At 71.8% G+C, this 22529-nt stretch carries 19 protein-coding genes; 9 read left to right on the top strand and 10 right to left on the bottom strand.

The window, feature by feature from the left end; all coding sequences use genetic code 11:
• Nucleotides 1–87: 87 nt before the first annotated feature.
• The 4 genes from AB0C46_RS32425 to AB0C46_RS32410 all read right to left on the bottom strand — a co-directional run bounded on the left by AB0C46_RS32425 (nt 88) and on the right by AB0C46_RS32410 (nt 4563).
• Nucleotides 88–729 (bottom strand): cytochrome b/b6 domain-containing protein, encoded by a 642-nt coding sequence (locus tag AB0C46_RS32425; protein ID WP_362832229.1) that lies wholly within the window; start codon nt 727–729, stop codon nt 88–90.
• A complete protein-coding gene (locus AB0C46_RS32420; protein ID WP_362832227.1) occupies nt 713–1465 on the bottom strand; it encodes a molybdopterin-dependent oxidoreductase in 753 nt (250 codons plus the stop codon). The genes AB0C46_RS32425 and AB0C46_RS32420 overlap by 17 nt, the downstream gene beginning before the upstream one ends.
• 81 nt (nt 1466–1546) lie before the next feature.
• A complete protein-coding gene (locus AB0C46_RS32415) occupies nt 1547–2527 on the bottom strand; it encodes a hypothetical protein (RefSeq protein ID WP_362832277.1) in 981 nt (326 codons plus the stop codon).
• A 380-nt stretch (nt 2528–2907) separates the two neighbouring features.
• Nucleotides 2908–4563, bottom strand: coding sequence for an FAD-binding dehydrogenase (locus AB0C46_RS32410; RefSeq protein WP_362832226.1), 1656 nt, complete (start codon nt 4561–4563; stop codon nt 2908–2910).
• Nucleotides 4564–4772: 209 nt separating this feature from the next.
• On the opposite strand from AB0C46_RS32410, the gene AB0C46_RS32405 reads away from it, so the two are divergent.
• From AB0C46_RS32405 to AB0C46_RS32375, 7 genes are all read left to right on the top strand, one after another.
• Nucleotides 4773–5666 carry a DMT family transporter gene (locus AB0C46_RS32405; protein WP_362832225.1) on the top strand — a complete coding sequence of 298 codons (894 nt, stop codon included), beginning with the start codon at nt 4773–4775 and terminating at the stop codon, nt 5664–5666.
• A gap of 277 nt (nt 5667–5943) precedes the next feature.
• Nucleotides 5944–6477 (top strand): NUDIX domain-containing protein, encoded by a 534-nt coding sequence (locus AB0C46_RS32400; RefSeq protein ID WP_362832224.1) that lies wholly within the window; start codon nt 5944–5946, stop codon nt 6475–6477.
• Between the two features lie 73 nt (nt 6478–6550).
• Nucleotides 6551–6961, top strand: coding sequence for a DUF202 domain-containing protein (locus tag AB0C46_RS32395; RefSeq protein WP_362832222.1), 411 nt, complete (start codon nt 6551–6553; stop codon nt 6959–6961).
• Nucleotides 6962–6964: 3 nt separating this feature from the next.
• Entirely contained in the window at nt 6965–7327 is a 363-nt protein-coding gene (locus AB0C46_RS32390; protein ID WP_362832221.1) for a DUF202 domain-containing protein, read from the top strand.
• A gap of 126 nt (nt 7328–7453) precedes the next feature.
• A complete protein-coding gene (locus AB0C46_RS32385) occupies nt 7454–8485 on the top strand; it encodes an MBL fold metallo-hydrolase (RefSeq protein WP_362832219.1) in 1032 nt (343 codons plus the stop codon).
• A gap of 190 nt (nt 8486–8675) precedes the next feature.
• Nucleotides 8676–9728, top strand: coding sequence for a phosphotransferase family protein (locus AB0C46_RS32380; RefSeq protein ID WP_362832275.1), 1053 nt, complete (start codon nt 8676–8678; stop codon nt 9726–9728).
• Between the two features lie 7 nt (nt 9729–9735).
• Complete coding sequence (locus tag AB0C46_RS32375) at nt 9736–10950, top strand: acyl-CoA dehydrogenase family protein (protein ID WP_362832218.1); 1215 nt, start codon at nt 9736–9738, stop codon at nt 10948–10950.
• 173 nt (nt 10951–11123) lie between these two features.
• Here AB0C46_RS32375 and AB0C46_RS32370 read toward each other — a convergent pair whose 3' ends face one another.
• The 4 genes from AB0C46_RS32370 to AB0C46_RS32355 form a co-directional block, all read right to left on the bottom strand.
• On the bottom strand, nt 11124–11744 hold the full coding sequence (locus AB0C46_RS32370; RefSeq protein WP_362832217.1) for a methyltransferase domain-containing protein: 621 nt from the start codon (nt 11742–11744) through the stop codon (nt 11124–11126).
• Between the two features lie 285 nt (nt 11745–12029).
• The gene (locus AB0C46_RS32365; protein WP_362832216.1) at nt 12030–12635 is read right to left on the bottom strand and encodes a TetR/AcrR family transcriptional regulator; all 606 of its coding nucleotides are present in this window, start codon (nt 12633–12635) and stop codon (nt 12030–12032) included.
• 190 nt (nt 12636–12825) lie between these two features.
• Nucleotides 12826–14487 (bottom strand): AMP-binding protein, encoded by a 1662-nt coding sequence (locus AB0C46_RS32360; RefSeq protein WP_362832215.1) that lies wholly within the window; start codon nt 14485–14487, stop codon nt 12826–12828.
• Nucleotides 14488–14591: 104 nt separating this feature from the next.
• On the bottom strand, nt 14592–15365 hold the full coding sequence (locus tag AB0C46_RS32355) for an SDR family oxidoreductase (RefSeq protein ID WP_362832214.1): 774 nt from the start codon (nt 15363–15365) through the stop codon (nt 14592–14594).
• A 227-nt stretch (nt 15366–15592) separates the two neighbouring features.
• Here AB0C46_RS32355 and AB0C46_RS32350 point away from each other — a divergent pair, with 227 nt between their 5' ends.
• Nucleotides 15593–16870, top strand: coding sequence for a DUF1343 domain-containing protein (locus tag AB0C46_RS32350; protein ID WP_362832213.1), 1278 nt, complete (start codon nt 15593–15595; stop codon nt 16868–16870).
• Nucleotides 16871–16973: 103 nt separating this feature from the next.
• On the top strand, nt 16974–18308 hold the full coding sequence (locus AB0C46_RS32345; RefSeq protein ID WP_362832212.1) for an MFS transporter: 1335 nt from the start codon (nt 16974–16976) through the stop codon (nt 18306–18308).
• Nucleotides 18309–18328: 20 nt separating this feature from the next.
• On the opposite strand, the gene AB0C46_RS32340 is transcribed toward AB0C46_RS32345, so the two are convergent.
• A complete protein-coding gene (locus AB0C46_RS32340) occupies nt 18329–19351 on the bottom strand; it encodes a LysR family transcriptional regulator (RefSeq protein WP_362832211.1) in 1023 nt (340 codons plus the stop codon).
• Between the two features lie 167 nt (nt 19352–19518).
• Nucleotides 19519–22380, bottom strand: coding sequence for a penicillin acylase family protein (locus AB0C46_RS32335; protein ID WP_362832210.1), 2862 nt, complete (start codon nt 22378–22380; stop codon nt 19519–19521).
• Between the last annotated feature and the right edge of the window lie 149 nt (nt 22381–22529).

Here is a 22529-nt window from a genome sequence, read left to right as displayed (position 1 = left end):
GCGGCAGCCTAGAGTTGCAGAGGCTCCTCTGCACAGGGTTCTCTGCAAAGTGGTCTCTGCAAAATAGCCTCTTCAACATGCCCGGATCTACGGGGTGTTGTTCTCGTGGTCCCACAACGGATGCTCGCGCCGGGCCCATTGCGCATCGACCGACCCGGTGCGCAGACCGCGGCGGGACTCGGGGTCGCCGAAGGCCTTCCAGACGTGGCCGGCGATCACGAGGACCACGGCGAGCGCGAGCCAGTCATGGACGAAGGTGGCGCCGGTCCGCCAGACCAGGGGCGCGAGTTCGGTGAACCACATCAACAGGCCGGTGCCGAGCATCACGAGGACCGCGCCGGCGATCCAGGCTGCGTACAGCTTCTGGCCGGCGTTGAACTTTCCGGCCGGCCGGCCGCCCCGGCGGCGAAGGGCGGCCCGCAACCACTGGCGGTCGTGCGGGCCGTAGCGGTTGAGGCGGGTGAGGTCGGCGCGCAGGGCGCGGGAGCCGAGACCCAGCAGCAGGGGGAGGGGCAGCAGGATGCCGGACCACTCGTGGACGGTGACCATCAGGGCGCGGCGGCCGACGAGTTCGGCCAGGAAAGGGAGGTAGAGACAGCCTGCCGTGAGGACACAGACGGCCATCAGGGTGGCGGTGGCCCGGTGCACCCGGTGTTCGGCGGGGGTGAAGCGGGGGACGCGGGGGCGCGCAGGGGCCGGCGCGGCGGGGTGGTCAGGTCGTGGGGACATCGTCGCGTCCGTTCGACCGGCCGACCCAGGCGTCGACGTCATATCCGCGGTCCTCCCAGTATCCGGGCTCGACATGGTCGGTGACGGTGATCCCGGAGAGCCACTTCGCCGACTTGTAGAAGTACATGGGCGCGACATAGAGACGTACCGGTCCGCCGTGCGCATGGGCGAGCGGTTTGTCCTGCATCCGCAGGGCGACCAGGACGTCGTCGCGGCGGGCCTGTTCGAGGGTGAGCGACTCGCTGTAGGCGCCGTCGAAGCAGGTGAAGCGGACGGCCCTGGCCTCGGGGCGGACCCCTGCGGCGTCGAGCAGGGCCGAGAGGCGCACGCCTTCGAAGGGGGTGCCGGGCACCCGCCAGCCGGTGACGCACTGGACATCGCGCACCAGCCGGGTCTGCGGCAGTCCGCGCAGGTCGGCGAGGCGGTAGCTGGTGCGGTGGCGCACCAGGCCGTCGACCGTGAGGCGGTAGCTGCCGGCGTCCTTCTCCGGTACGGATGCGGTCACCGAGTAGTAGCGGAAGCCGCCGCCGCCCGGGAGCAGGCCGGACAGGCCGGTGGGGTCCTTTTGTGCGGCGGCGCCGAGGCTGCTGTCGTAGGCGCGCTGCAGGAAGGGTGCCGTGGCCACACCGGCGGCGCCGGCGGCGAGCATGCCGAGCACCACCCGACGGCCCACGGGGGTGCCCTGCCCGTCCTTGCCGCCATCCGCCGCGCGGGCCGGTTTCGCGTCCCTGGTCATGCTTCGATTCGAACACCGGGCGGGCGCCGGGGCCAGCGTCCGGGCCCCGGCGTCAGACTTTCGTCATCAGCGCCACCGGGGTCATGGGGCGGGGGTGTCCCCGGCCCGGCGGAGCGCGGTGTCCCGTGCGGCCCGGAACGCGCCGTCGGCGTCGCGGCCCGCGTACGACCACGGTGCACGGGTGGGGTGCGGGCCGATGCGCTGGAAGAGCGCGGCGGCCTCGGCCATCCTCCCCTCGTGGAACGTGGCATGGGCGAGGAAGTTGAGATCGACCTTGCCGCGGGGATGCTCCTCGCCGCCCCATTCCAGCCACCAGTCGAAGGCGTCGTGCAGGATCCGGTGGGCGTGCCGGGTGGACCAGTGGCCCCGGTCCGCGGGGCCGGGCGGCGCCAGGCCTCCGGCCGCCAGTACGCGGTAGCGCTCGGTGTGCGCCACGACGGGGAGGAGGGCGAGCGGCGAGTCGGCGGGGGCGCGTGCCGCGGCGCGGGCGGCGAAGGCATGCGCCGGGTGCCGGGAGTCGTCCCGGGCGCCCGGTCGCCGTTCGGCCAGGGCGGCCGTCATGAGGTGGTGTGCGTGGTGGTGGTCGCGGTGCCGGGCGCGGATCTGGTGGAAGGCGTGCTCCAGGGCGTCCGGGGTGCCGGTGCGGCGGGCGAGGATCAGCGCGCCGAGCCAGGGCGTGGGGTCGTCGGGCAGCATCCGGGCGGCGGTGGCGCACGCCTCGGCGGCGTCCTCGGTGCTGCTCTCGCCGTGCAGGGCGAGCCGGACGGTGGCCAGCGCCAGGAGGGTCGCGGCATCGCCGCTGTCCGGTTCGGCGAGCCGCCAGTCGCCGGCCCAGGCGGCGCTGCCGGGTGAGGTGGCCAGGACGGTTAATCGGTGTCCGCGCAGATCCCAGTCCTCGCCGGTCTCGGCGAGCAGGCTACGCACCCGGGCCCATTGGCCGAGCGCCAAGGCGTCGGCGGCGAGGGCCAGTTGGGCGTCGTCCAGGGCCGGGGCGAGGAGGACCGGGCCGCCCGGACAGCGGGGGCGTCTGAGCGGCGGCGGTGGCGTGGGCGATGGGGAAATCGAAATCACGGGTCAGGGGCTCCATGACGCGCCGCACCGGCCCGAACAACCCCCTGAGTCGCCCTCAGTGGGGTGGGACCGGATCCGTGCGCGCCTCTACAGAGGGTGATGACTTGGTCCGCACCAGTCATCACGCAAAGCAAAGCGCTACGTAGAGCTCCGCGTCAAGACGGGAAGGGGAATGGCTGGATCCGCCAACCCCCCTTCCGTATCACGGTATTGAGCGGACGGCCACCGGAACTCGGCCGGGCGCCGGAACTCGGAAGGCCACCGGAAATCGGCCGGGCGCCGCGCACCGCCCGCGCCCCCGCGCCGCCCCGCCTTCCCCGCTCCCCCGTTCCCCGCTCCCCCGTTCCCCGCTCCCCGCTCCCCGCTCCCCGTCACGACACCGCACGGGCCGCCGCCCGCCCCGCCGTCCGTCCGGAGAAGAGGCAGCCGCCCAGGAAGGTGCCCTCCAGCGAGCGGTAGCCGTGCACCCCGCCACCGCCGAACCCGGCCGCCTCACCCGCCGCGTACAGGCCCGGCAGGGGCTCACCGCCGTCGGCCAGCACCCGCGAGGAGAGGTCGGTCTCCAGCCCGCCGAGCGTCTTGCGGGTGAGGATGTTCAGCCGTACGGCGATCAGCGGGCCCGCCTTCGGGTCGAGCAGCCGGTGCGGGGCGGCCGTGCGGATCAGCCGGTCGCCCAGGTACTTACGGGCCCCGCGTATCGCTGTCACCTGGAGGTCCTTGGTGAAGGGGTGGGCGATCTCGCGGTCGCGCGCGACGATCTCGCCGCGCAGCGCGTCCTCCGCGATCAGCGGCTCCCCGGTCAGCTCATTCATCCGCCGCACCAGATCCGTCAGCGACCGCTCGACGATGAAGTCCGCGCCGTGATCCATGAACGCCTGCACCGGGCCCGGGGCGCCGGCCCTGGCCCGGCCCAGCACGTCACGGATGCTCTTGCCGGTCAGATCCGGGTTCTGCTCGGAGCCGGAGAGGGTGAACTCCTTCTCGATGATCTTCTGGGTGAGCACGAACCAGGTGTGATCATGGCCGGTCCGCATGATGTGTTCGAGCGTGCCGAGCGTGTCGAAGCCGGGGAACAGCGGAACCGGCAGCCGCTTGCCGCGGGCGTCCAGCCACAGCGGGGACGGGCCGGACAGGATCCGGATGCCGTGCAGCGGCCAGATCGGGTTCCAGTTGTCGATGCCCTCGGTGTAGTGCCACATCCGGTCGCGGTTGATGATCCGGCCGCCGGCCGCCTCGGCGATGCCCAGCATTTTGCCGTCCACATGCGCCGGGACCCCGGACAGCATCCGCCGCGGGGGCGTGCCGAGCCGCTCCGGCCAGTTGGCGCGCACCAGATCGTGATTGCCGCCGATACCGCCGGAGGTGACGATCACGGCCTGGGCCCTGAGCTCGAAGGCACCGGCCACCTCACGGCTGCTGGGCCTGCCGCGCTCGGCGTCCGAGGGCTCCAGAATCTCGCCGCTGACGGTGTCCACGCTCCCCGCGCTGCGCGACAGCCCGGTCACCCGGTGGCGGAAGCGCAGCTCCACCAGGCCGCGGGCGGCCCCGGCCCGCACCCGGCGCTCGAACGGAGCGACCAGACCGGGCCCGGTACCCCAGGTGATGTGGAAGCGGGGGACGGAGTTGCCGTGCCCGGTCGCGTCATAGCCGCCGCGCTCGGCCCAGCCGACGACGGGGAAGAACCGGACGCCCTGCCCGTGCAGCCAGGAGCGTTTCTCCCCGGCCGCGAAATCGACATAGGCCTCGGCCCATTTGCGCGGCCAGTGGTCCTCGGTCCGGTCAAACCCGGCCGTGCCCAGCCAGTCCTGCCAGGCCAGCTCGTGGCTGTCGCGGATCCGCAGCCGGCGCTGCTCGGGGGAGTTCACCAGGAAGAGACCGCCGAAGGACCAGTGGGCCTGTCCGCCGAGGGACTGCGCGGGCTCCTGGTCGAGCAGGATCACCTTGCGTCCGGCGTCCACCAGCTCCGCGGTGGCCGCCAGGCCCGCAAGCCCCGCTCCGATCACGATCACATCAGCGTCGTACGCCATCTCTGCTTCTCCTCAACGGGGCACGCCGGGCGCCCCGGCCGCAGTGGTGGAACGATCCTCAGCGCACCCGACTGCCGCGTCAACCACGGGGTTACCGGGTGGTACACCGAGGCACGCGCGAGAATGGGAGTGACGAGGGCCACGCCACGCCCGACGCCGGATGACTATCCTCAGGCGCATCCCCCACCCCGCGCGATACGAGGTGCGACGTGACGGTGATATTGCTCGCCCTTGGAGCGGCCTGCTGCCTGGGACTCGGTTTCGTGTTTCAGCAGGCCGCGGCGCAACACGCCCCGATGAAGGACTTCCTGTCCGTACGCCTGCTGCTCGATCTGGTGCGGATGCCGCTGTGGCTGGCCGGTATCGGTCTGATGGTGGTCGGGATGGCGCTCGGCGCGGTGGCGCTGGGCATGGGCGACATCACCCTCGTGGAGCCCCTGCTGGCGACCAATCTGCTGTTCGCGATGGCGCTGTCACGGCGGCTGACCCGGCAGCGGCTCGGCCGGAGCGGCTGGGCCGGGCTGTGGCTGCTGGCGGGCGGGGTCACGGCCTTCATCGTGGCCGGGCAGCCACAGGGCGGGCGCAGCAACGCCGACCCGATGTGGCAGTGGCTGATCATGGGCGTGGTGCTGGGCACCGCCCTGCTGCTGGCGGCGGTCGCCAAGCGGGAGCGGGTGCATGTGAGCCTGGAGGCCGCGCTCCTGGGCGTCGCCGCGGGGCTGATCTACGGACTGCAGGACGCGCTGACCCGGATCAGCGGTGAGCGCTTCGGGAACGGCGGCTGGTCGGCCCTGCTCACCAGCTGGCAGCCGTACACCATCGTCGTGCTCGGGGTGCTGGCGCTGGTGCTGGTGCAGAGCGCCTTCGAGTCAGCGCCGCTGCGGCTGTCGCTGCCCGCGCTGACCGCCGCCCAGCCGCTGGCCGGAATCCTCTGCGGAGTGGGGTTCCTCGGCGACCGGTTGCGGGTGACGCCCGGGGCGCTGGCCTGGGAGGTCATCGGGATCGTGGCGGTCGTCGCGGGCATCGTGCTGATCGGCAGCCATCCGGCGATGCCGCCGGGAGCCGGGCAGCGGGCGAATGCACGGGAGCTGCAGCCGCACTGACCGGGCCCCTTGGGCGCGCGACGGCCGGCGCGGCGCGGTGCCTCGCACAGCGCGGTACCTCGAACGGCGGACGCAGTACGTCGCGCGGGGCAGTGCCTCTTCGCCGCCCGCCCCCAGCGGACACTCCCCCGCCCGCCCCCAGTACCCACTCCCCCGTCCGGCCCAGCGGCCGCTCCCCCGTGCGGGCCTTCCTCGCGTCCCGCCCCCTCAGCTCGGCTCGTCGCTCGCTCCGCACCCCGGCAGGTGCCTCCCCCGCCCGCGGTGGTTGCATGGCTCCATGACTGATCAGCAACCGCTCAACGCGGACGAGATCCTCGACATCGTCGATGAGAACGATCAGGTCGTGGGACAGGCCCCACGCGGTGAGAGCTACGCCCGCAGGATGCGCACCCGCTGCGCCTTCGTCCTGGTCCGGGACGCCGAGGACCGGATCTTCGTGCACCGCCGCACTCCGCGGAAGCTCGTCTTCCCCGCGCACTACGACATGTTCGTGGGCGGGGTGGTCGGCACCGGCGAGACCTATGACCAGGCGGCGCTGCGCGAGGCCGAGGAGGAGCTGGGCGTGCAGGGGCTGGCACCGCCCGAGCCGCTGTTCAAGTTCCTCTACGAGACGGCCGAGCACGCCTGGTGGTCCGCGGTCTACCAGGTGCGCTGCACTCTGCCGGTCGCCCCGCAGGAGTCGGAGATCGACTGGTCCGCGTTCCTGCCCGAGGAGGAGCTGATCCGGCGGCTCGACGAGTGGCCGTGGACGCCGGACGGGTTGGCCGCCTACCGGCAGGTGCTCGCCCGGCGGGAGGCGGGAGAGATCTGATGCCACGGGTGTACGGGACGGGCCGGAAGCCAGGGCCTGTCCGGGCGGGCGGACAGACCATGGGGTTTCGGCCATGATCCTCTCCGACGGGCTGCGGTCGATCGGCGCCGCCGTACGGCTGTGGGTCTCGCCCGCGCGGGTCCGTGAGGAGGGGGTGACCCCCGACTACCGCTTCTCGCTCGCCAATGAGCGCACCTTTCTCGCCTGGCTGCGGACCGGGCTGGCGCTGGTCGGCGGCGGTTTCGCGGTGGACCAGTTCCTGCCCCGGCTGCACGAGGGGCTGCGGCTGACCTTCACCGTCGTCCTGCTGGTGGGCGGCGCGCTGTGTGCGCTGCGGGCGGTCAACCACTGGGTGCGCTGTGAGCGCGCGATGCGGCGCGGCGAGGATCTGCCGGTCTCCCGCTTCCCCAGCGCGCTGGCGCTGGGCGTCGGCGTACTGGCGGTGGCGATGGTCGTGCTGGTGCTGCTGGGCCGGACCGACTAGCCGATGGCGGGCGGACAGCTGCCGGGCGCGGAAGCGCCGCGTCCGGCTCCCGACCGGGACCCCGGGCTGCAGCCGGAGCGGACCCGGCTGGCCTGGCGGCGTACGACGCTGTCGGCCACCGCGATGGGGGTGCTGGCCGGCCGCCAGCTGCTGCAAAGCGATGCCCCGGGACCGGTCGAGGTGATTCTGGCGGTGCTGATGGGGCTGCTGTGGCTGGCCTTCGTCGCCCTTGCCCACCACCGGATGCAGGCGATGACCATCGGCCGGCCGCCGGGTCTGCCCCCGCGGACCGCACTGCTGCTGGTCGGCTGCACGCTGGCGCTGGCGCTGTGCGGCGCGGTGATCCTGGTGCGGCCGGGGCACTGACGACCGGGGCACAGCACCCCGTTGGCGGGCGGCGGTACCGTGACACCACCCTCGCATTCACCGAGCGGGCCCCGCCCCGGCTCGGCAGCGTGGGGTGACAAGCCATCAGACGAAGGGCACACCCGCATGGACGACGCGACGGCACCGCGCAAGGCGGCACGGACCACCGGCCCCGGCGCGACCGGGCCGGACGGCACGGAACCACCCGGCACCGGAACCCCCGCGGGCCGGCCGCCCGCCGCCGCGCCCCCCGTCCCCGAGCCCTATCTCACCGAACTTGCCGCCGGTGTCCATGCGTTCATCCAGCCGGACGGCGGCTGGTGCCTCAACAACGCGGGTTTCGTCACCGACGGGGACGCCACCCTGGTCGTGGACACCGCCGCCACCGAGCGCCGGGCCCGCCTGCTGCGCCGGCGGATCGCCGAGAGCGGCGCCCCGGCGCCCCGCACCGTGGTCAACACCCACCACCACGGCGACCACACCTACGGCAACGGTGTCTTCGCGCCCGAGGCGACGGTGATCGGGCACGCCTCCTGCCGCCGCGAACTGCTGGCCGCCGGGCATCAACTCCATGCCGTCTGGCCGGAAGTGGAGTACGGCGACATCCACCTCACGCCGCCCGAGGTCACCTACACCGACGAGCTGACCCTGCACGTCGGCGACATCGAGGTGCGGCTGATCCACCCGGGCGTCGCGCACACCACCGGCGACACCCTCGTCTGGCTGCCCCGCGAGCGCATCGTTTTCGCCGGTGATCTGGTCTTCCACGGCGGCACACCATTCGTCTTCATGGGGTCGTTGGCCGGCTCTCTGCGCGCGGTGCGGACGCTGCGGGCGCTGGACGCGGTCACCGTCGTCCCCGGGCACGGTCCGGTGACCGGCCCCGAGGTCTACGACGGAATCGAGCGCTATCTGCAGTTCGTCGGCCGGCTGGCGCAGGAGGGCCGGGCGGCCGGGCGCACCCCGCTGGAGACGGCTCAGGAGGCGGATCTCGGCCCGTTCGCCGAGCTGGCCGAGAGCGAGCGGCTGGTGGCGAATCTGCACCGGGCCTACGCGGAGCTGGCCGGTGCCGCCCCGGGCGTCCCGCTCGACCCGATGGCCGGATTCAGCGATATGGCGGTGCTGAACGGCGGGGTGCCGATGGCCTGTCACGCATGACCGGGCCCCTGGGCCGCGCGAGGCACCGGGCCTGCGGCCATGAGGGGCAGGGGACGGACGGGGCCGCCGGTACGGCGGAGAACCCTCGCGTGACCGACGCCCCACGCTCCGGCACTGGACTCCATACCGACTAGTCGGCATGATCGTGCCCAGCGACCGATGGACCGTCCACTCCGTACGGAGGAGCACGATGAGCAAGGGCACCCCTCCCCCGCAGGACCGGGACCGGGAGGACCCTCCCGGCCTCGACCTGACACGACTGCGTGAGCATCTGGACCGGGAGCGGCCGGGGCTGGCCGGCGGCCCGCTGCGCGCGCAGCTGATCGAGGGCGGGCGGTCCAATCTCACCTACCGCGTCACCGACGGCGCCGCCTCCTGGGTCGTCCGGCGGCCGCCGCTCGGCCATGTGCTGGCCACCGCCCACGACATGCAGCGCGAGCACCGTGTCATCAGCGCGCTGCACGAGACGCCGGTGCCGGTGCCCGAGACGCTGCTGCTGTGTGCGGACGAGTCGGTCATCGGCGCGCCCTTCTATGTGATGGAGCTGGTCGAGGGCACCCCGTACCGCACCGCCGGGCAGCTCACCCCGCTCGGTCCGGAGCGCACGCGGTCCGTGGTGCTGTCCCTGGTCGACACGCTCGTGGAGCTGCACGCGGTGGACCCGGAGGCGGTCGGACTCGGCGACTTCGGCCGTCCCGACGGTTTCCTGGAGCGTCAACTGCGGCGCTGGGGAAAGCAGTTGACCGCGTCGAAGAACCGCGAGCTGCCGGGCATCGACGAACTCCACGAGGCCCTGGGCCGGGCGCTGCCCGCCTCCCCCGCGCCGGCCGTGGTGCACGGCGACTACCGCCTCGACAACGTCCTGATCGGGGCCGACGACACCCTCAAGGCCGTCCTCGACTGGGAGATGTCCACGCTCGGCGACCCCCTGACCGACCTCGGTCTGCTGGCGATGTACAGCACGGACCTGAAGGTGCCCGGCTCACCGGTCAGCACCACCAGCGGCGCCCCCGGACACCCCGCACCGGCCGAGCTGATCGAGCGCTATGCCGCCCGGTCCGGCCGGGACACCTCCGCCATCGCCTGGTACACGGCGTTCGCCTGGTTCAAGCTCGCCGTGATCCTCGAAGGCATCCACTACCGCTTCACGCTCGGCCAGACCGTCGGCGCGGGGTTCGACCGGATCGGCGAGCTCGTCCCCGTCTTCATCGACCGCGGACTCACCACCCTCAAGGAAGGCTGAGGCACCCATGGACTTCGCATTCGACGCCCGCACGGAAGAGCTCCGCGAGAAGCTCCTGACCTTCATGGACGAGCATGTCCACCCGGCCGAGCAGACCGCCCAGGAGCAGCGGGCCGCGCTCGCCTCGCCGTGGGACACCCCGCCGATCGTCGAGGAGCTCAAGGCCGAGGCCCGTAAGCAGGGGCTGTGGAACCTCTTCCTTCCCGACGGGGAGTACGGTGCCGGGCTGACGAACCTCCAGTACGCACCGCTGGCCGAAATCACCGGCCGCAGCCCGCAGTTGGCGCCCACCGCGCTGAACTGCGCGGCACCGGACACCGGCAACATGGAGGTGCTGACGCAGTTCGGCACCGAGGCACAGAAGAAGCAGTGGCTGGAGCCGCTGCTGGCGGGCGAGATCCGGTCGGCGTTCGCGATGACCGAGCCGGAGGTGGCCTCGTCGGACGCCACCAACATCGAGACCCACATCGCGCGAGACGGCGACCACTACGTCATCAACGGCCGTAAGTGGTACATCTCCGGGGCGATGAACCCGCTGTGCCAGATCTTCATCGTGATGGGCAAGACCGACCCGGACGGCCCGGACCTGCGCCGCCAGCAGTCGATGATCCTGGTGCCCCGGGACACCCCCGGTGTCGAGGTCAAGCGGGCCATGCAGGTCTACGGCTACGAGGACCACTGGCACGGCGGCCACGCCGAGGTGCTCTTCCATGACGTACGGGTGCCGGCGGCCAACCTGATCGGCGAGGAGGGCGGCGGCTTCGCCATCGCCCAGGCCCGGCTCGGCCCCGGCCGGATCCACCACTGCATGCGGCTGATCGGGATGGCCGAGCGCGCCATCGAGCTGATGTGCCGCCGCGCGGTGACCCGTACGGCGTTCGGCAAGCCGCTGGCCCAGCAGGGCGTGGTCCAGGAGTGGATCGCGGACGCCCGGGTGGCGGTGGAGCAGCTGCGGCTGCTGGTACTGAAGACCGCCTGGCTGATGGACACCGTCGGCAACAAGGGCGCGCACACCGAGATCCAGTCCATCAAGATCGCTACCCCGCGCACCGTCGTGGACATCCTCGACAAGGCGGTCCAGCTGCACGGCGCGGGCGGCGTCAGCCAGGACTTCCCACTGGCCGAGCTGTGGGCCGGCGCCCGTACGCTGAAGCTGGCGGACGGCCCGGACGAGGTGCACCAACGGTCGCTGGCGCGCCGGGAGTTGAAGCGCTACCTCTAGGGCGCCTCCGACGGTCGTGGCCGGATCCGGTGAGACCCGGCCGTCCGCCGTCGACGGTCCCGAGCGCCGGCACCCGGATCAAGGGTGCGGCGCTCGGGACCGTTACGGGCGACGTGGTGACGCCTGGCCTGCCGAGCCCAGGAGGGCGTCTCCCGGTGGTGTGGTGCGCGACCTCACACCGGGTGGATGGGGGCACTGACCGGTGCCAGGTGATGCACCCGGGCCGGGGGCAGGTTGCCCAGCACCAGTTCCGAGCGGAAGGTGTGCCGGTCCACTATCCGGCGCAGGGTGTTCTGGCCGTCGAGGACGTGTTCGCGAGCCGCCCGCCCGGTGAACGTGCGGCGCATCCTCGCCCCTCCCACGTAGCCGAAGAAGGACAGGGTGCCGCCGGGCCGCAGGGACCCGAGCAGCCGGTCGAAGATGTCCGCGGTCGTCGGGGCGTCGAAGTTCGCGAACGGCAGACCGCAGACGATCGTGTCGTAGGTGCCGAGGTCATGCTCCTGCACCAGGCCGGTACGGAACTGGAGCCGCGGGTCGCTGCCGTAGGCCCCTTGCAGCAGGTCGACGAAGCGCGGGTTGGCCTCGACCAGGTCGAGGGTGTCCTGCCGGCCGAGCGAGCCGGTGATATGGCGGGTCACCGCCCCGGTGCCGGGCCCTACCTCAAGGACCGCGCGGGGGCTGCCGGGGCTGGGGATCACATAGCGGGTGAGGGCCCTGCCGAGCCGGGGGCCACTGGGAGCTATCGCCCCCACCTCCCGGCTCGTCCGTGCGTACTCCCGGAGAAACAGTGTCACTTCAGGCAAAGGGCACCCACATCGGTAGCTATCAGTACTATCCGCACCTTAAGTTACGAGTCGCGGATGAGGACAGCCCCTGACCGTGACCGCCCCTGGAGTCTCATCGACCCGGGGCGCATGCCCACTGGTCTTGCGCGCAATCCAACAAATTCCCGGGGCTGAGGTCAAGCCCCGCCGGGGCCCGCCTGCGTCCTGCGCGGCCTGGCCGGCCTGGATACGGCACGGCGGGCCTTGATACGGCACGGCGGGGTGCGGCACGGCGCCGCACCCCGCCGCCGTGGCTCACGGCCGCAGGGCCCGCAGCAGCAGATCGGCGAGGTGGTCCGCGACCTGCTGCGGGCTGAGCGGCCCGTCCTCGCGGTACCAGGTGCCCAGGTGGTGCACGGAGCCGAAGTGGTAGTCCACGACGAGATCGGCGGGGATGTCGGCGGCGAACACCCCGGTGCGCTGACCCTCCTCGATCAGCGCCCGGAACCGCTCGTGGTACCGCCGCCGCTCAGCGCGTACCTGCTTGTCCTTCTCCGGGCCGAGGTGGTGCATCGAACGGAAGAAGATCTTGGTGTCGTCGAGGTTCTCGATGGTGGTGACGACGACATCGGCGGCGGCGTCCCGAAGCCGCTGCTCCACCGGCGCATCGGCGTCCGCGAAGTGGTCGAGCCGCTCCTGCTGGAGCCGCAGGACCCGGCCGTAGACCTCGTGCAGCAGATCGTCCTTGGAACCGAAGTAGTGGTAGAGGGCGCCCTTGGTCACGCCCGCCGCATCGACGATCTCCTGGACGGAGGTGCGGTCGTAGCCCTGCTCCGCGAAGAGCTTGGTGGCGGTGGCCAGCAGCCGCTGGGCCACCGGCTTCGCACCGCCGTTGCCATTGCCGTCCTTCGTGCCGGCCATCGCCCTCACCTGTCCTTCGTACTAGGGTCTGTCCGATGGGTCAGGGCCGGGTCCGCGACGCCTGGCACGGTACCTCGCCGCGTTGCCGAAACGTCCGCATAGCTCCGCTATGAGGACGCTCCGGCGCCTTGCGATGCACCGCACCAGACGCCGCGGCCTATCCGACCCTGACCCATCGGACAAACCCTAGTCATGCGCGGTGGCGCAGCTCCCGTCGGAGGATCTTGCCACTCGTGGTCTTCGGAAGCTCGGCCAGGATCTCCACCGCACGGGGATATTTGTACGCCGCCAGCCGTTCCTTGCAGTAGGCGGCCAGCTCGGCGGGTTCCGGGGAGGTACCGGGCCGCAGGCTGACATAGGCCTTCACCGACTCACCGCGGTAGGCGTCGGGCACACCGACCACCGCCGCCTCGCGCACCGCCGGGTGGCTGTAGAGGACGTCCTCGACCTCGCGGGGCCACACCTTGAAGCCGGAGGCGTTGATCATGTCCTTCTTCCGGTCGACGACATAGAGCCAGCCGTCGGTGTCCATGAAGCCGATGTCGCCGGTCCGCAGCTCGCCGTCCGGGAGGCCCTCGGCGGTGGCGTCGGGGCGCCGCCAGTAGCCGGGGACGACCTGGGGGCCGCGGACCGCGATCTCGCCCTGCTCACCGAACGGCAGATCCCGGCCGTCCTCGCCGATGATCCGGACGACGGTGTCGGGGCCGGGGACACCGACCGCGAGCGTGCCGGAGACCCTGTCGACCGGCGCCTCCCTGCCCGGCGGGACGCTGGCGCAGGGCGCGGTGCACTCGGTCAAGCCGTAGCCATTGTGGACATATGGCCCGAAACCGGTACGGAACTTCTCGACGAGGGCGGGCGGCAGCGGCGCGCCGCCGGAGGACATGGTCCGGAAGGACGCGAAGTGGTCGCGGGTGACCTCGGGGTGGGCCATCAGCGCCATATAGGCGGTCGAGGGGCCGACCGTGTAGGCGGGGCGGTGCTCCAGGAAGGCGTCCAGGACGACGCCCGCCTCGAAGCGGTAGGCGAGCACGAGGGTGCCGAGGTTGGCGATACAGGCCGCCAGTTCGCAGACCATGCCGGTGATGTGGAAGAGCGGGGCGAGCGCGAAGTAGGTGGCGCCTTCGGGGAGACCCAGGCCGGTGCGCTGGCGTTCGGCGTTGTAGGTGATGTTGCCGTGGGTGTTGGTGGCGCCCTTGGGGGTGCCGCTGGTGCCGGAGGTGTAGCTGATCAGTGCAAGGTCGTCGGCGGTGAGCTCCGGGTCGTCGGGCGCGACACGTATCTTCCCGGGGGTGCGGGCGACGGCCAGCAGATCGTCGGCGTCCTGCTGCGGCCCGAGCCGCTCGCCGTGCAGCACCCGCTGGTCGTCGCGGGTCTGCAGATCCCGCTCATGGGCGGTGAGCACGATCCGTACGGACGGCGCCCCGGCGGCGGTGACGCGCAGAAAGCCGTCCCAGGTGCGGTCGGCGCAGATGACGGCGGTGACCTCGGCGTCGTCCAGGATGTGCCGCATCTCGGCGGACTTGTACATGGGGTTGACGGGCACCACCACGCCTCCCGCCTTCCACACGCCGAGCAGGGCGAGCACGAAGTGCGGGGTGTTCTGCAGCATGACCGCGGCCCGGTCACCGCGCCGGAAGCCGCGCTCGGTGAGGTGGGCGGCGATGCCGTCGGAGAGCGCATCGGTCTCGGCGTAGGACAGCCGGCCGTCGAAGTAGGCGAGCGCCGTACGGTCGGGGACCCGGCCCACCGCGGTCCGGAAGGCGTGCAGCACCGAGGGGGGCGGCTGCACGGGGGCGCGCTGGGCGTCGGTGAGCTGTGCCAGCCACGGCTTGTCCTGGTAGGAGGTCATCGAGGTGCGGCCCTTTCTTCCTGATCGCCTGATCATCCCTGCGGGGAAACGCCCGGGGTGCGGTGGGGTGGCGGACCGGGCCCGGCCGGCCCGCCGGCCCCCGTCTAGGAGCGGCCCTCGGCCTGCTCCAGCTTCTGCTGCAGGTGGTTCATCCCGCCGAGCCAGCGGTCGGGTTCGGCGGCGCGCGCGGTGTAGTAGTCCGCGACCTCCGGGTGCGGCAGGACCAGGAAGCGGCCCTCCGCCATGGCCGCGAAGAGCGCCTCGGCGACCTCCTCGGGCTCCACGGCGGTGGGGGTGAGCACGAGGTCCCCGGCGGTCCCGGTGGCGGCCAGCATGTCGGTGCGTACGCCCTGGGGGCAGATGGCGTGGACGTCGATACCGCGGTGCCGGTAGGTCAGCGACAGCCACTCGGCGAAGGCGTACGCACCGTGCTTGGTGACGCTGTACGGGGCCGCGGCGACCATGGTGAGCAGACCGGCGGCGGACACCGTGGAGATGAAGCGGCCGCTGCCGCGCGCCAGCCACTCCGGCACCAGCTCGCGGGCGGCCCGGACGTGGGCCATGACATTGACGTCCCAGGCCAGCGCCCAGTCCTCCTCGGGCGCCTCGGGCCCGCCGCCGGTGCCGACCCCGGCGTTGGCGCAGAAGATGTCGATACCGCCGCCGCCGAGCGCCTCGCGGGCCGCCGGGACGATGTGGGAGGCGTCACCGGCGACCGCGACCGCCCCGATCTCGTCGGCGGTCTTCCGCGCCTTGGCCTCGTCCAGATCGTTGACCACGACCCGGGCACCCTCGGCGGCGAACCGGCGGGCCAGCGCCGCGCCGATCCCTCCGCCCGCCCCGGTCACGACAACGGCCTTGTCCCGTACGGCTGCCACGCTGGATCTCCCTCGGTCGCGTCGGTTCGGCTGACGGCAGACTAACCAGTCGGTATGTCCCGGCGGAAGAGTCCTTTCCGCCTCGGCCCGTCCTGTTCCGGGATCCTCCGGGCCGGACTAGGGTCTGTCCGATGGGTGGGCCGGCGGGCCCACGCCGACCCATCGGACAAGGCCCTAGCGTGCGCACGACACGGACCCGGTTGATTCCTGATCACGGAGGTGTGCGGATGGCTCTGTCGAGACGCGTACTGCTCGGGCGGCTGGCGGCGACCGGAGCGGCCGGTGCGGCCCTGGCCGCGGGGGCCGGACCCGCCCGTGCCGCGCAGCCGGTGCACGGCGGCGGGCGGCGGGTGCACACCGGCTTCGACCGGCTGGCCGCCGACGGCTACCGCCTCCTGGACGGCCGGCGGGTCGGCATCGTCACCAACCCCACCGGCGTCACCCAGGAGTTGCGGCACATCGTGGATGTGATGCACGCCGACGACCGGGTGCGGCTGACCGCCGTCTTCGGCCCCGAGCACGGCTTCCGGGGCACCGCACAGGCAGGCGGCTCCGAGGGCCGTTACGACGATCCGGCCACCGGACTGCCCGTCTACGACACCTACAACAAGAGCGGTAAGGCACTCGCCGACATCTTCACCGCCTCCGGTGTGGACACCGTCGTCTTCGACATCCAGGACGTCGGCGCCCGCTTCTACACCTACATCTGGACGCTGTACGACTGCATGGTGGCGGCGGTCCTGGCCGGCAAGCGCTTCGTGGTCCTCGACCGGCCGAACCCGGTCACCGGCCGCTCGGCCACCGGCCCGGTGCTCGACAAGGCGTACGCCTCGTTCGTCGGCCGGGAGCCGATCGCGCAGGCGCACGGGATGACCGTGGCGGAGCTGGCGCTGCTGTTCAACGGCGAGTTCGTCCCGCAGGCCGCCGGGCGCCCGGTGGAGCTGGAGACGGTCCGGATGACCGGCTGGCGACGCGCCGACTTCTACGACACGACCCGGCTGCCCTGGGTCCCCCCGAGCCCCAACATGCCCACCCCCGACACCGCCCTCGTCTACTCGGGCACCTGCCTGTTCGAGGGCACCAACCTCTCCGAGGGGCGCGGCACCACCCGCCCCTTCGAGCTGCTGGGCGCCGACGGCATCGACCGGCGCTGGGCCGCGGCGGCCACCGGACTGGGCCTGCCCGGCGTGCACTTCAGGGAGGCCTACTTCGCCCCCACCTTCTCCAAGTTCCAGGGCAAAACGATCGGCGGCGTCCAACTGCACCTCCATGACCGCGCGGCCTTCGACCCGGTACGCACCGGCATCGGCCTCCTGGTGACCGCGAAACGGGTCTGGCCCGGCTTCACCTGGCGCCCGGACCACGGCATCGACCGCCTGACCGGCTCGTCGACGGTACGGACGATGATCGACGCGGGCGCCGGACCGGACGAGATCGTGGCGGCCTGGCAGAAGGGCCTGAAGCGCTTCCGTGCGGTACGTCGGCGGTATCTGCGGTACCCGTAAGGGCGTTGGGCCGGCCCTGGCCCGGGCCTGTCCCGGTCTCAGGAGCCGAAACAGGCCATGCCGCCTCTTGACCGGCCCCGCCGCCGAGCCGGAAAGTGCGCTGGTGAGCAGCGACGCGACAGCAGCACGGACATCGGCAGATTCTCCGGCGAAGACGGACGGGGGAGCCACCGGCGGCGAGAGCCTGCGCCGGGTGGCGGTGGCCTCCTTCATCGGGACGGCCATCGAGTTCTACGACTTCTACATCTACGGGACGGCCGCCGCGCTCGTCCTCAACCAGGCGTTCTTCCCGACGCTCGACCCGGTCAACGCCACCCTCGCATCCTTCTCCACCTATGCGGTGGCGTTCGCCGCGCGGCCGCTCGGCTCGGTGATTTTCGGCCACTTCGGCGACCGGGTGGGCCGTAAGTCCGTCCTGGTCGCGTCGCTGCTGCTGATGGGGCTGTCGACGGCCTGCGTCGGACTGCTCCCGGGATACGGCACGCTGGGCATCTGGGCGCCGCTGCTGCTGATCGCGCTGCGCTTCCTGCAGGGCATCGGGCTGGGCGGGGAGTGGGGCGGGGCGGCGCTGCTCGCGGTCGAGCATGCGCCGCGCAAACGCCGCGGGCTGTATGCGGCGTTCCCGCAACTGGGCCCGTCCGTCGGGTTCTTCGCGGCGACCGGGGTGTTCTGGCTGCTTTCGTCCGCGCTCGACGACGCGGCGTTCCGCTCGTGGGGCTGGCGGGTGCCGTTCCTGCTGTCGTTCCTGCTGGTCGGCGTCGGGCTGTTCGTTCGGCTGAAGATCAGTGAGACGCCGGTCTTCACCAAGGTGCTGGACGCCCAGGAGGCGAGCAAGGTCCCCACCGTCGAGGTCGTGCGCCGGCATCCGCGCGAACTGCTGCTGGGCGCGGGCGGGATGATCGTCGCGTACGGCCTCTTCTACACCGCGACGACCTACTGCCTCTCCTACGCCACCGGCACCCTCGGCATCTCCCGCAACACCATGCTGGGGCTCTCCCTCGTCGCCTGCCTCTTCCTGGCGGCCGGCACCTGGCTCGCCGCCACCCGCTCCGACGGCGCCGGCCGCCGCAAGCTGGTCCTTGCCGGGACCGTCCTCGCGGCGGTGTGGGGCCTGGTGCTCTTCCCGCTGCTGGACACCGGGCAGCCGGCGCTGATCGCCCTCGGCATCGGCGGTGCGCTGTTCTGCATGGGTGTGGTGTACGGCCCGATGGGCGCCTATCTGCCGGAGCTGTTCAGCGCGCGGGTGCGGTACTCGGGCGCCTCACTGGCCTACAACCTGGGCGGCGTCCTGGGCGGCGCGGTGGCCCCGCTGGTCGCCACCCGGCTCCAGTCGGCGTACGGCTCGGCGTCGGTGGGCTGGTACGTCAGCGCGATGGCCGTCGTCTCGCTGCTGTGCGTACGGGCCCTGCCGGAGACCCGGGAGCGGGACCTCGTCTGAGGTCCCGACGGCCCCGGCGCTCACGAACTCAGCCACCACCGCCCGCTCTCCCGGGACAGCGCGTCCCACAGGAGGTTGAGGGGATGGCCGGGGGCGTAGGAGTCCCGCTCGCCGCGGCGGGTGAAGACGCCGACCAGTACCTCGGTCCTGGGGCCCACCTCTCCGACGAGTTCCAGGGTGCGCAGCCCGCCGGCCTCCGGGAGGCGGCCGTCCGCGGCCGCCTCGCCGATGCCCCGGGTGACCAGCATCGCCCCGCTCACCACCCCGGACCGCAGCAGCTCGAAGCCATAGTGCGCGGCCTCGATCTCGGCCGCGATGGAGAGCTTCTGCCGGTAGTCGGGGCCGTACCAGGCGGTCAGGAAACGGCCGATCAGACCGCGTGCCGAGACGACCAGCGGCAGCCGGGGCAGGTCCCGGGCGCCGAACGAGGTGCCGGGGAGCCGCTCCGGCGGCAGGTTCGTCAGCAGGGAGAGCCCGCTGCGCCGCCACTCCATGACCTCGTACGGAGCCAGCAGCTCCGCTTCATCGCTCTCGGTGACCACAACACTGCCGCAGACCAGGTCGAGTTCCTTGGCGCGCAATTTGGCGAAGAGGTCGCCGGTGCGGACATGGGTGACCTTCAGATCGACATCGTCGCGCTCATAGTCCTCGGTGACCCGTTCCACCGCATCCAGCAGAAAACCGAGCGTATAGCGGGTGGTGCCGACGGAGAGCGTCCGGCCGAGCCGGCGGCGGGCGTCGTGCACCCCGTCCGTCCACTCCCCCAGAGTGCGCCGCGCCAGGCCGACCAGCGCCTCCCCGGTCGCGGTGAACAGGGCGTCCCTCCCCCGCCCCTGCTTGAGCACCAGCTCCTCCCCGCACAGCGCGGCGAAGGTGCGGTTCATGGTGTCCAGTTGCTTCTGCACGCTGGACTGCTCACGGCCCAGCCGGCGCGCGGCGGCCAGCGCGGTACCCGCCTCGTGGACGACGATCAGCGTGCGCAGCTGGTCCATGGTGGTATCCAGCAGCTCTGTCGGGTAGTGCTGCGGACCTGACAAGGCCATGCCTCGCTTTCCCATCCCCTGGAGTTCAGAACCCTGCAGCATACCCCCAGGAGAAACCCGCCCCGAAGGCAGCCGGGACACGGGAGTTGCAGCGCCGGGGCACCCGGCGTGCGCGCACGAAGGCCCCGGGGCCACCCGCCCCGGGGCCTTGCTGTGCCGTCCTCCGTCTACCGGTGGGCCGGGAACTCCACGACCTGCTGATAGGTCGGCCGGTTCTGCCAGCTGATGGTGGCGTGGGTCAGACCGCCCACCGTGCGGTGGATGATCGCGTCCGCGCACCACTGGTCGCCGGCCTTGCAGCTGTCATCACCGGGGTAGACCTGCTCGGCCGTCTTCCCGGTCGCCTGCTGGAGCGTGGCGAGCAGAGTGTCGCGGCAGGCGGACAGGTCACCGTTGCCGCAGTACTGCGTGGCGAGCGGGCCCGCCACCTTGTCGCCGAGTGCCGCCCGCAGATCCTTGTCCGCGTAGCTCCACCAGCCGTACTGGAACGCCGATCCGGCGTGCGCCCCGGTCGGGCCGTGGCCGGCCGACGGTGATTCGTCGATGCCGAGGTTGGCGCGCAGTGCGTCGTAGAGGTCGCCGCCGAGGCCCGGCTTGAAGACGGCCTCCGTCATCAGCGGCCACCAGGCGTCCATGAGGCGTACCGCGTCGGGGTGGGTGTAGGTGTGCGAGCCCGCGGCGGTCTCCCGGCGCTGGGCGCCGTCCTTGCGCCAGGCCTCCAGCTGCTGAACGGCGGTCTTCAGCTTCGGGTCGGTGACGGGCTTGCTGTTGAGGACCCGCAGGAGTTCGGGCAGCACGTCCTCACCGCGCAGATCGGTGACGGCGGCCTCGGACATGGCGCGGGTCAGCGACGCCCGGGTCACCCCGCCGTCCTTCGTCAGCGCGCGCACCCGGTCGTCCAGCAGATTGCCGCGGTGCACCGAGCCGTTGCCGTAGCCCGCCGAGTCGTAGTCCTTGGCCTGCTTGTTGTTCCAGGAGATGTAGTAGTCCTGGTTGACGGACTGCGGGTGCTGGGCGGGCGGGGTGTACTCGGCGGTGTTGGCCGCCGGATCGTGGCCCTTCCACTCGTAGGCGTCGTCCGCCCTGACGGGCAGTGCCGGATCGACCTCGGGGTTGCGCACGGGGTTGAGGCCGCTGTTGTAGTACGCGATGTCGCGGGAGTCGGCGTAGAACCAGTTGAAGGCGTAGCCGATGTGCTCGGCGGCCTTCTGGAAGCTCTTGGCGTCCCGCACGTAGGACGGGTCATTGAACATCTGGAAGCCGATGATCGAGTCGGCCTCGTGGCGGTAGGTGGAGCGCTGCGCGGTGTAGGCGACGGGCTTGCCGTCGAGGGTCGCGCGGTGGGTGACGACGCCGTACTTGGTCCGGAAGACCTGCATCCGGTAGGAGCCGGCCGCCGTCGGGTCGGCGATGGTGGGCTTCCAGGAGTTGGTGCGCTCCATCTTCTCCATGGGGACGCACGCGCCGCGGTAGCGGTAGGAGGTGGAGTCCTTGGTGGGCGCGGAGCCGTCCGCGTTGCACAGCTCGGCCGCGAAGGTGTCGGTGATGTCCTGGCCGGCGGAGGTGGCGCTCCAGGAGTAGTCCTGGCCGCGGCCCAGCTGGACGTACATCCCGACGCCCGCGAAGGAGGCGCCGCGGGCGCTGATACCGGGCCCCTGGATCTCCTGGAGCATCAGCAGCTGGGGCGCGAAGTAGCCGGTCTGCGGGCCGAAGACGGCGACCGGGTGGCCGCTCGCGGAGTGCTTGCCGGACACCAGCAGGGCGTTGGACATCCCGCGGTGCTGAGTGGGATCGAAGCTCCCCTCGGGCAGCACCCCGTCCTTGAAGAGCCCCTCCAGCTTCTTGTACTTCTTGGGGGCCTTGACCGGGTCCCGGGGCGGCGTCCCGCCCTTGGCGGTGGCCGCGCCGGTGCGGTCGAACACCAGGGGCTCGGGGGTGACCGAGCCGCGGTCCGGCAGCGCCGTGCCCTTGGCCTTGGCCGGCTTGACGGCGTACGGGAAGCTGCTGCCGTCGTGCAGGGTCTTGGCGGCCTCGGGGTCGTTGCGCTCCCGGAAGGACTCCCAGACCTGGGTGCCCTTCTCGACGCCGTACTTCTGCTGGGCGGAGAGCAGCGCCAGTGCCGAGGGGACCTCGCCGCCACCACCGTTGCCGAAGAGACCGCCGACGACGGAGGCCAGGGCTATCAGGTCGGTGAGCTTGAAGGGCTGGATCTCACCGGCGTTGGTGACGGCGTCGACATGGCCGGTGAGCACGTACTCACCGGGGAAGTAGCGGCCGTTCTTGGACTGTTCGCGGTAGGCGTTGATCCCGTCGACATAGGCCTGGGCGTCCTTCATGGCCAGTTCGCCGCGCTCGCCGTTGTGGTCCTTGATGTAGTCGACCTGCTGTTGCAGATCCTCCTCGGTGTACGGCGCCTGCGGCCAGAACTGCTGCTCCAGGCCCTGGTTGGCGAGGGCGCCGCCGGCGAAGGAGGTCAGTTCGCCGCGGCCGATGTGGCGGAAGAGGTCCATGAGCCAGAGCCGGTCCTGGCCCGCGGCGTAGCCGGCGCCGTATTCGGTGCCGTAGCGGGTGGTGCCCTTGATGTGCGGGACGCCGGTCTTCTTGTCACGGGTGATGGTCACATCGTCGCGGGGCGTGGTGACCTTGCCCACCTGGTCGGCGGGAACGCCGAAGGAGGCGTCGTTGAAGAACGTGCCGAGGGTGTCGTCGGTGAGCGACTGATAGCCGCTCGCCAGCGCGCCGTACGGGGCGAGCTGGTCGGTGGAGTGCTCGGGGTGGGTGCCGAAGAGCTTGTTGCCGAGGATCTCCATCAGGGTGGCGTTGCCGGTGGCACCGGGCGGCAGGATGTCGCCGCACTGGCCCTGGCAGTAGTCGTTCGCGATGGGGGCACCTCCCGCTCGAGCGAAGTCGAGAGTGGGGGACGGTGCGGCGGCCGCCGCCATGGTCGGGGGCGGTGCCAAGAGCGTGGCACCCAAGGCGAACAGGGCTGCCGCGGCAGCAGTCCTGAGCCTTCCGGTACGTCGTCGCATTCCTGCTCCTCGGTGGGGGTACCCCCTTGCTCGTCAAGGGCTTGGGGGAGGGAGGGTGGGCGGGACGTTACCGGCGGTTATCCCCGGCCGGAAGATGAACAACAGTCAACTTTTGTTCTTCCCGGCGGAGATTGGGCAGACGCCGCCAT

This window comes from Streptomyces sp. NPDC048637, from assembly GCF_040650675.1.
Taxonomy (GTDB): Bacteria; Actinomycetota; Actinomycetes; order Streptomycetales; family Streptomycetaceae; genus Streptomyces.
Note: the sequence above shows the minus strand (reverse complement) of the source record. Positions and strands in the feature narration are given on the sequence as shown.

Excerpts from the sequence above, each read along its gene's own strand:
- AB0C46_RS32340 (WP_362832211.1), bottom strand. The coding sequence starts at position 19,351 with ATGGCCTTGTCAGGTCCGCAGCACTACCCGACAGAGCTGCTGGATACC.
- AB0C46_RS32395 (WP_362832222.1), top strand. The coding sequence starts at position 6,551 with ATGATCCTCTCCGACGGGCTGCGGTCGATCGGCGCCGCCGTACGGCTG.
- AB0C46_RS32360 (WP_362832215.1), bottom strand. The coding sequence starts at position 14,487 with ATGACCTCCTACCAGGACAAGCCGTGGCTGGCACAGCTCACCGACGCC.
- AB0C46_RS32410 (WP_362832226.1), bottom strand. The coding sequence starts at position 4,563 with ATGGCGTACGACGCTGATGTGATCGTGATCGGAGCGGGGCTTGCGGGC.
- AB0C46_RS32400 (WP_362832224.1), top strand. The coding sequence starts at position 5,944 with ATGACTGATCAGCAACCGCTCAACGCGGACGAGATCCTCGACATCGTC.
- AB0C46_RS32425 (WP_362832229.1), bottom strand. The coding sequence starts at position 729 with ATGTCCCCACGACCTGACCACCCCGCCGCGCCGGCCCCTGCGCGCCCC.
- AB0C46_RS32375 (WP_362832218.1), top strand. The coding sequence starts at position 9,736 with ATGGACTTCGCATTCGACGCCCGCACGGAAGAGCTCCGCGAGAAGCTC.
- AB0C46_RS32420 (WP_362832227.1), bottom strand. The coding sequence starts at position 1,465 with ATGACCAGGGACGCGAAACCGGCCCGCGCGGCGGATGGCGGCAAGGAC.
- AB0C46_RS32385 (WP_362832219.1), top strand. The coding sequence starts at position 7,454 with ATGGACGACGCGACGGCACCGCGCAAGGCGGCACGGACCACCGGCCCC.
- AB0C46_RS32335 (WP_362832210.1), bottom strand. The coding sequence starts at position 22,380 with ATGCGACGACGTACCGGAAGGCTCAGGACTGCTGCCGCGGCAGCCCTG.
- AB0C46_RS32390 (WP_362832221.1), top strand. The coding sequence starts at position 6,965 with ATGGCGGGCGGACAGCTGCCGGGCGCGGAAGCGCCGCGTCCGGCTCCC.
- AB0C46_RS32365 (WP_362832216.1), bottom strand. The coding sequence starts at position 12,635 with ATGGCCGGCACGAAGGACGGCAATGGCAACGGCGGTGCGAAGCCGGTG.
- AB0C46_RS32380 (WP_362832275.1), top strand. The coding sequence starts at position 8,676 with ATGAGCAAGGGCACCCCTCCCCCGCAGGACCGGGACCGGGAGGACCCT.
- AB0C46_RS32350 (WP_362832213.1), top strand. The coding sequence starts at position 15,593 with ATGGCTCTGTCGAGACGCGTACTGCTCGGGCGGCTGGCGGCGACCGGA.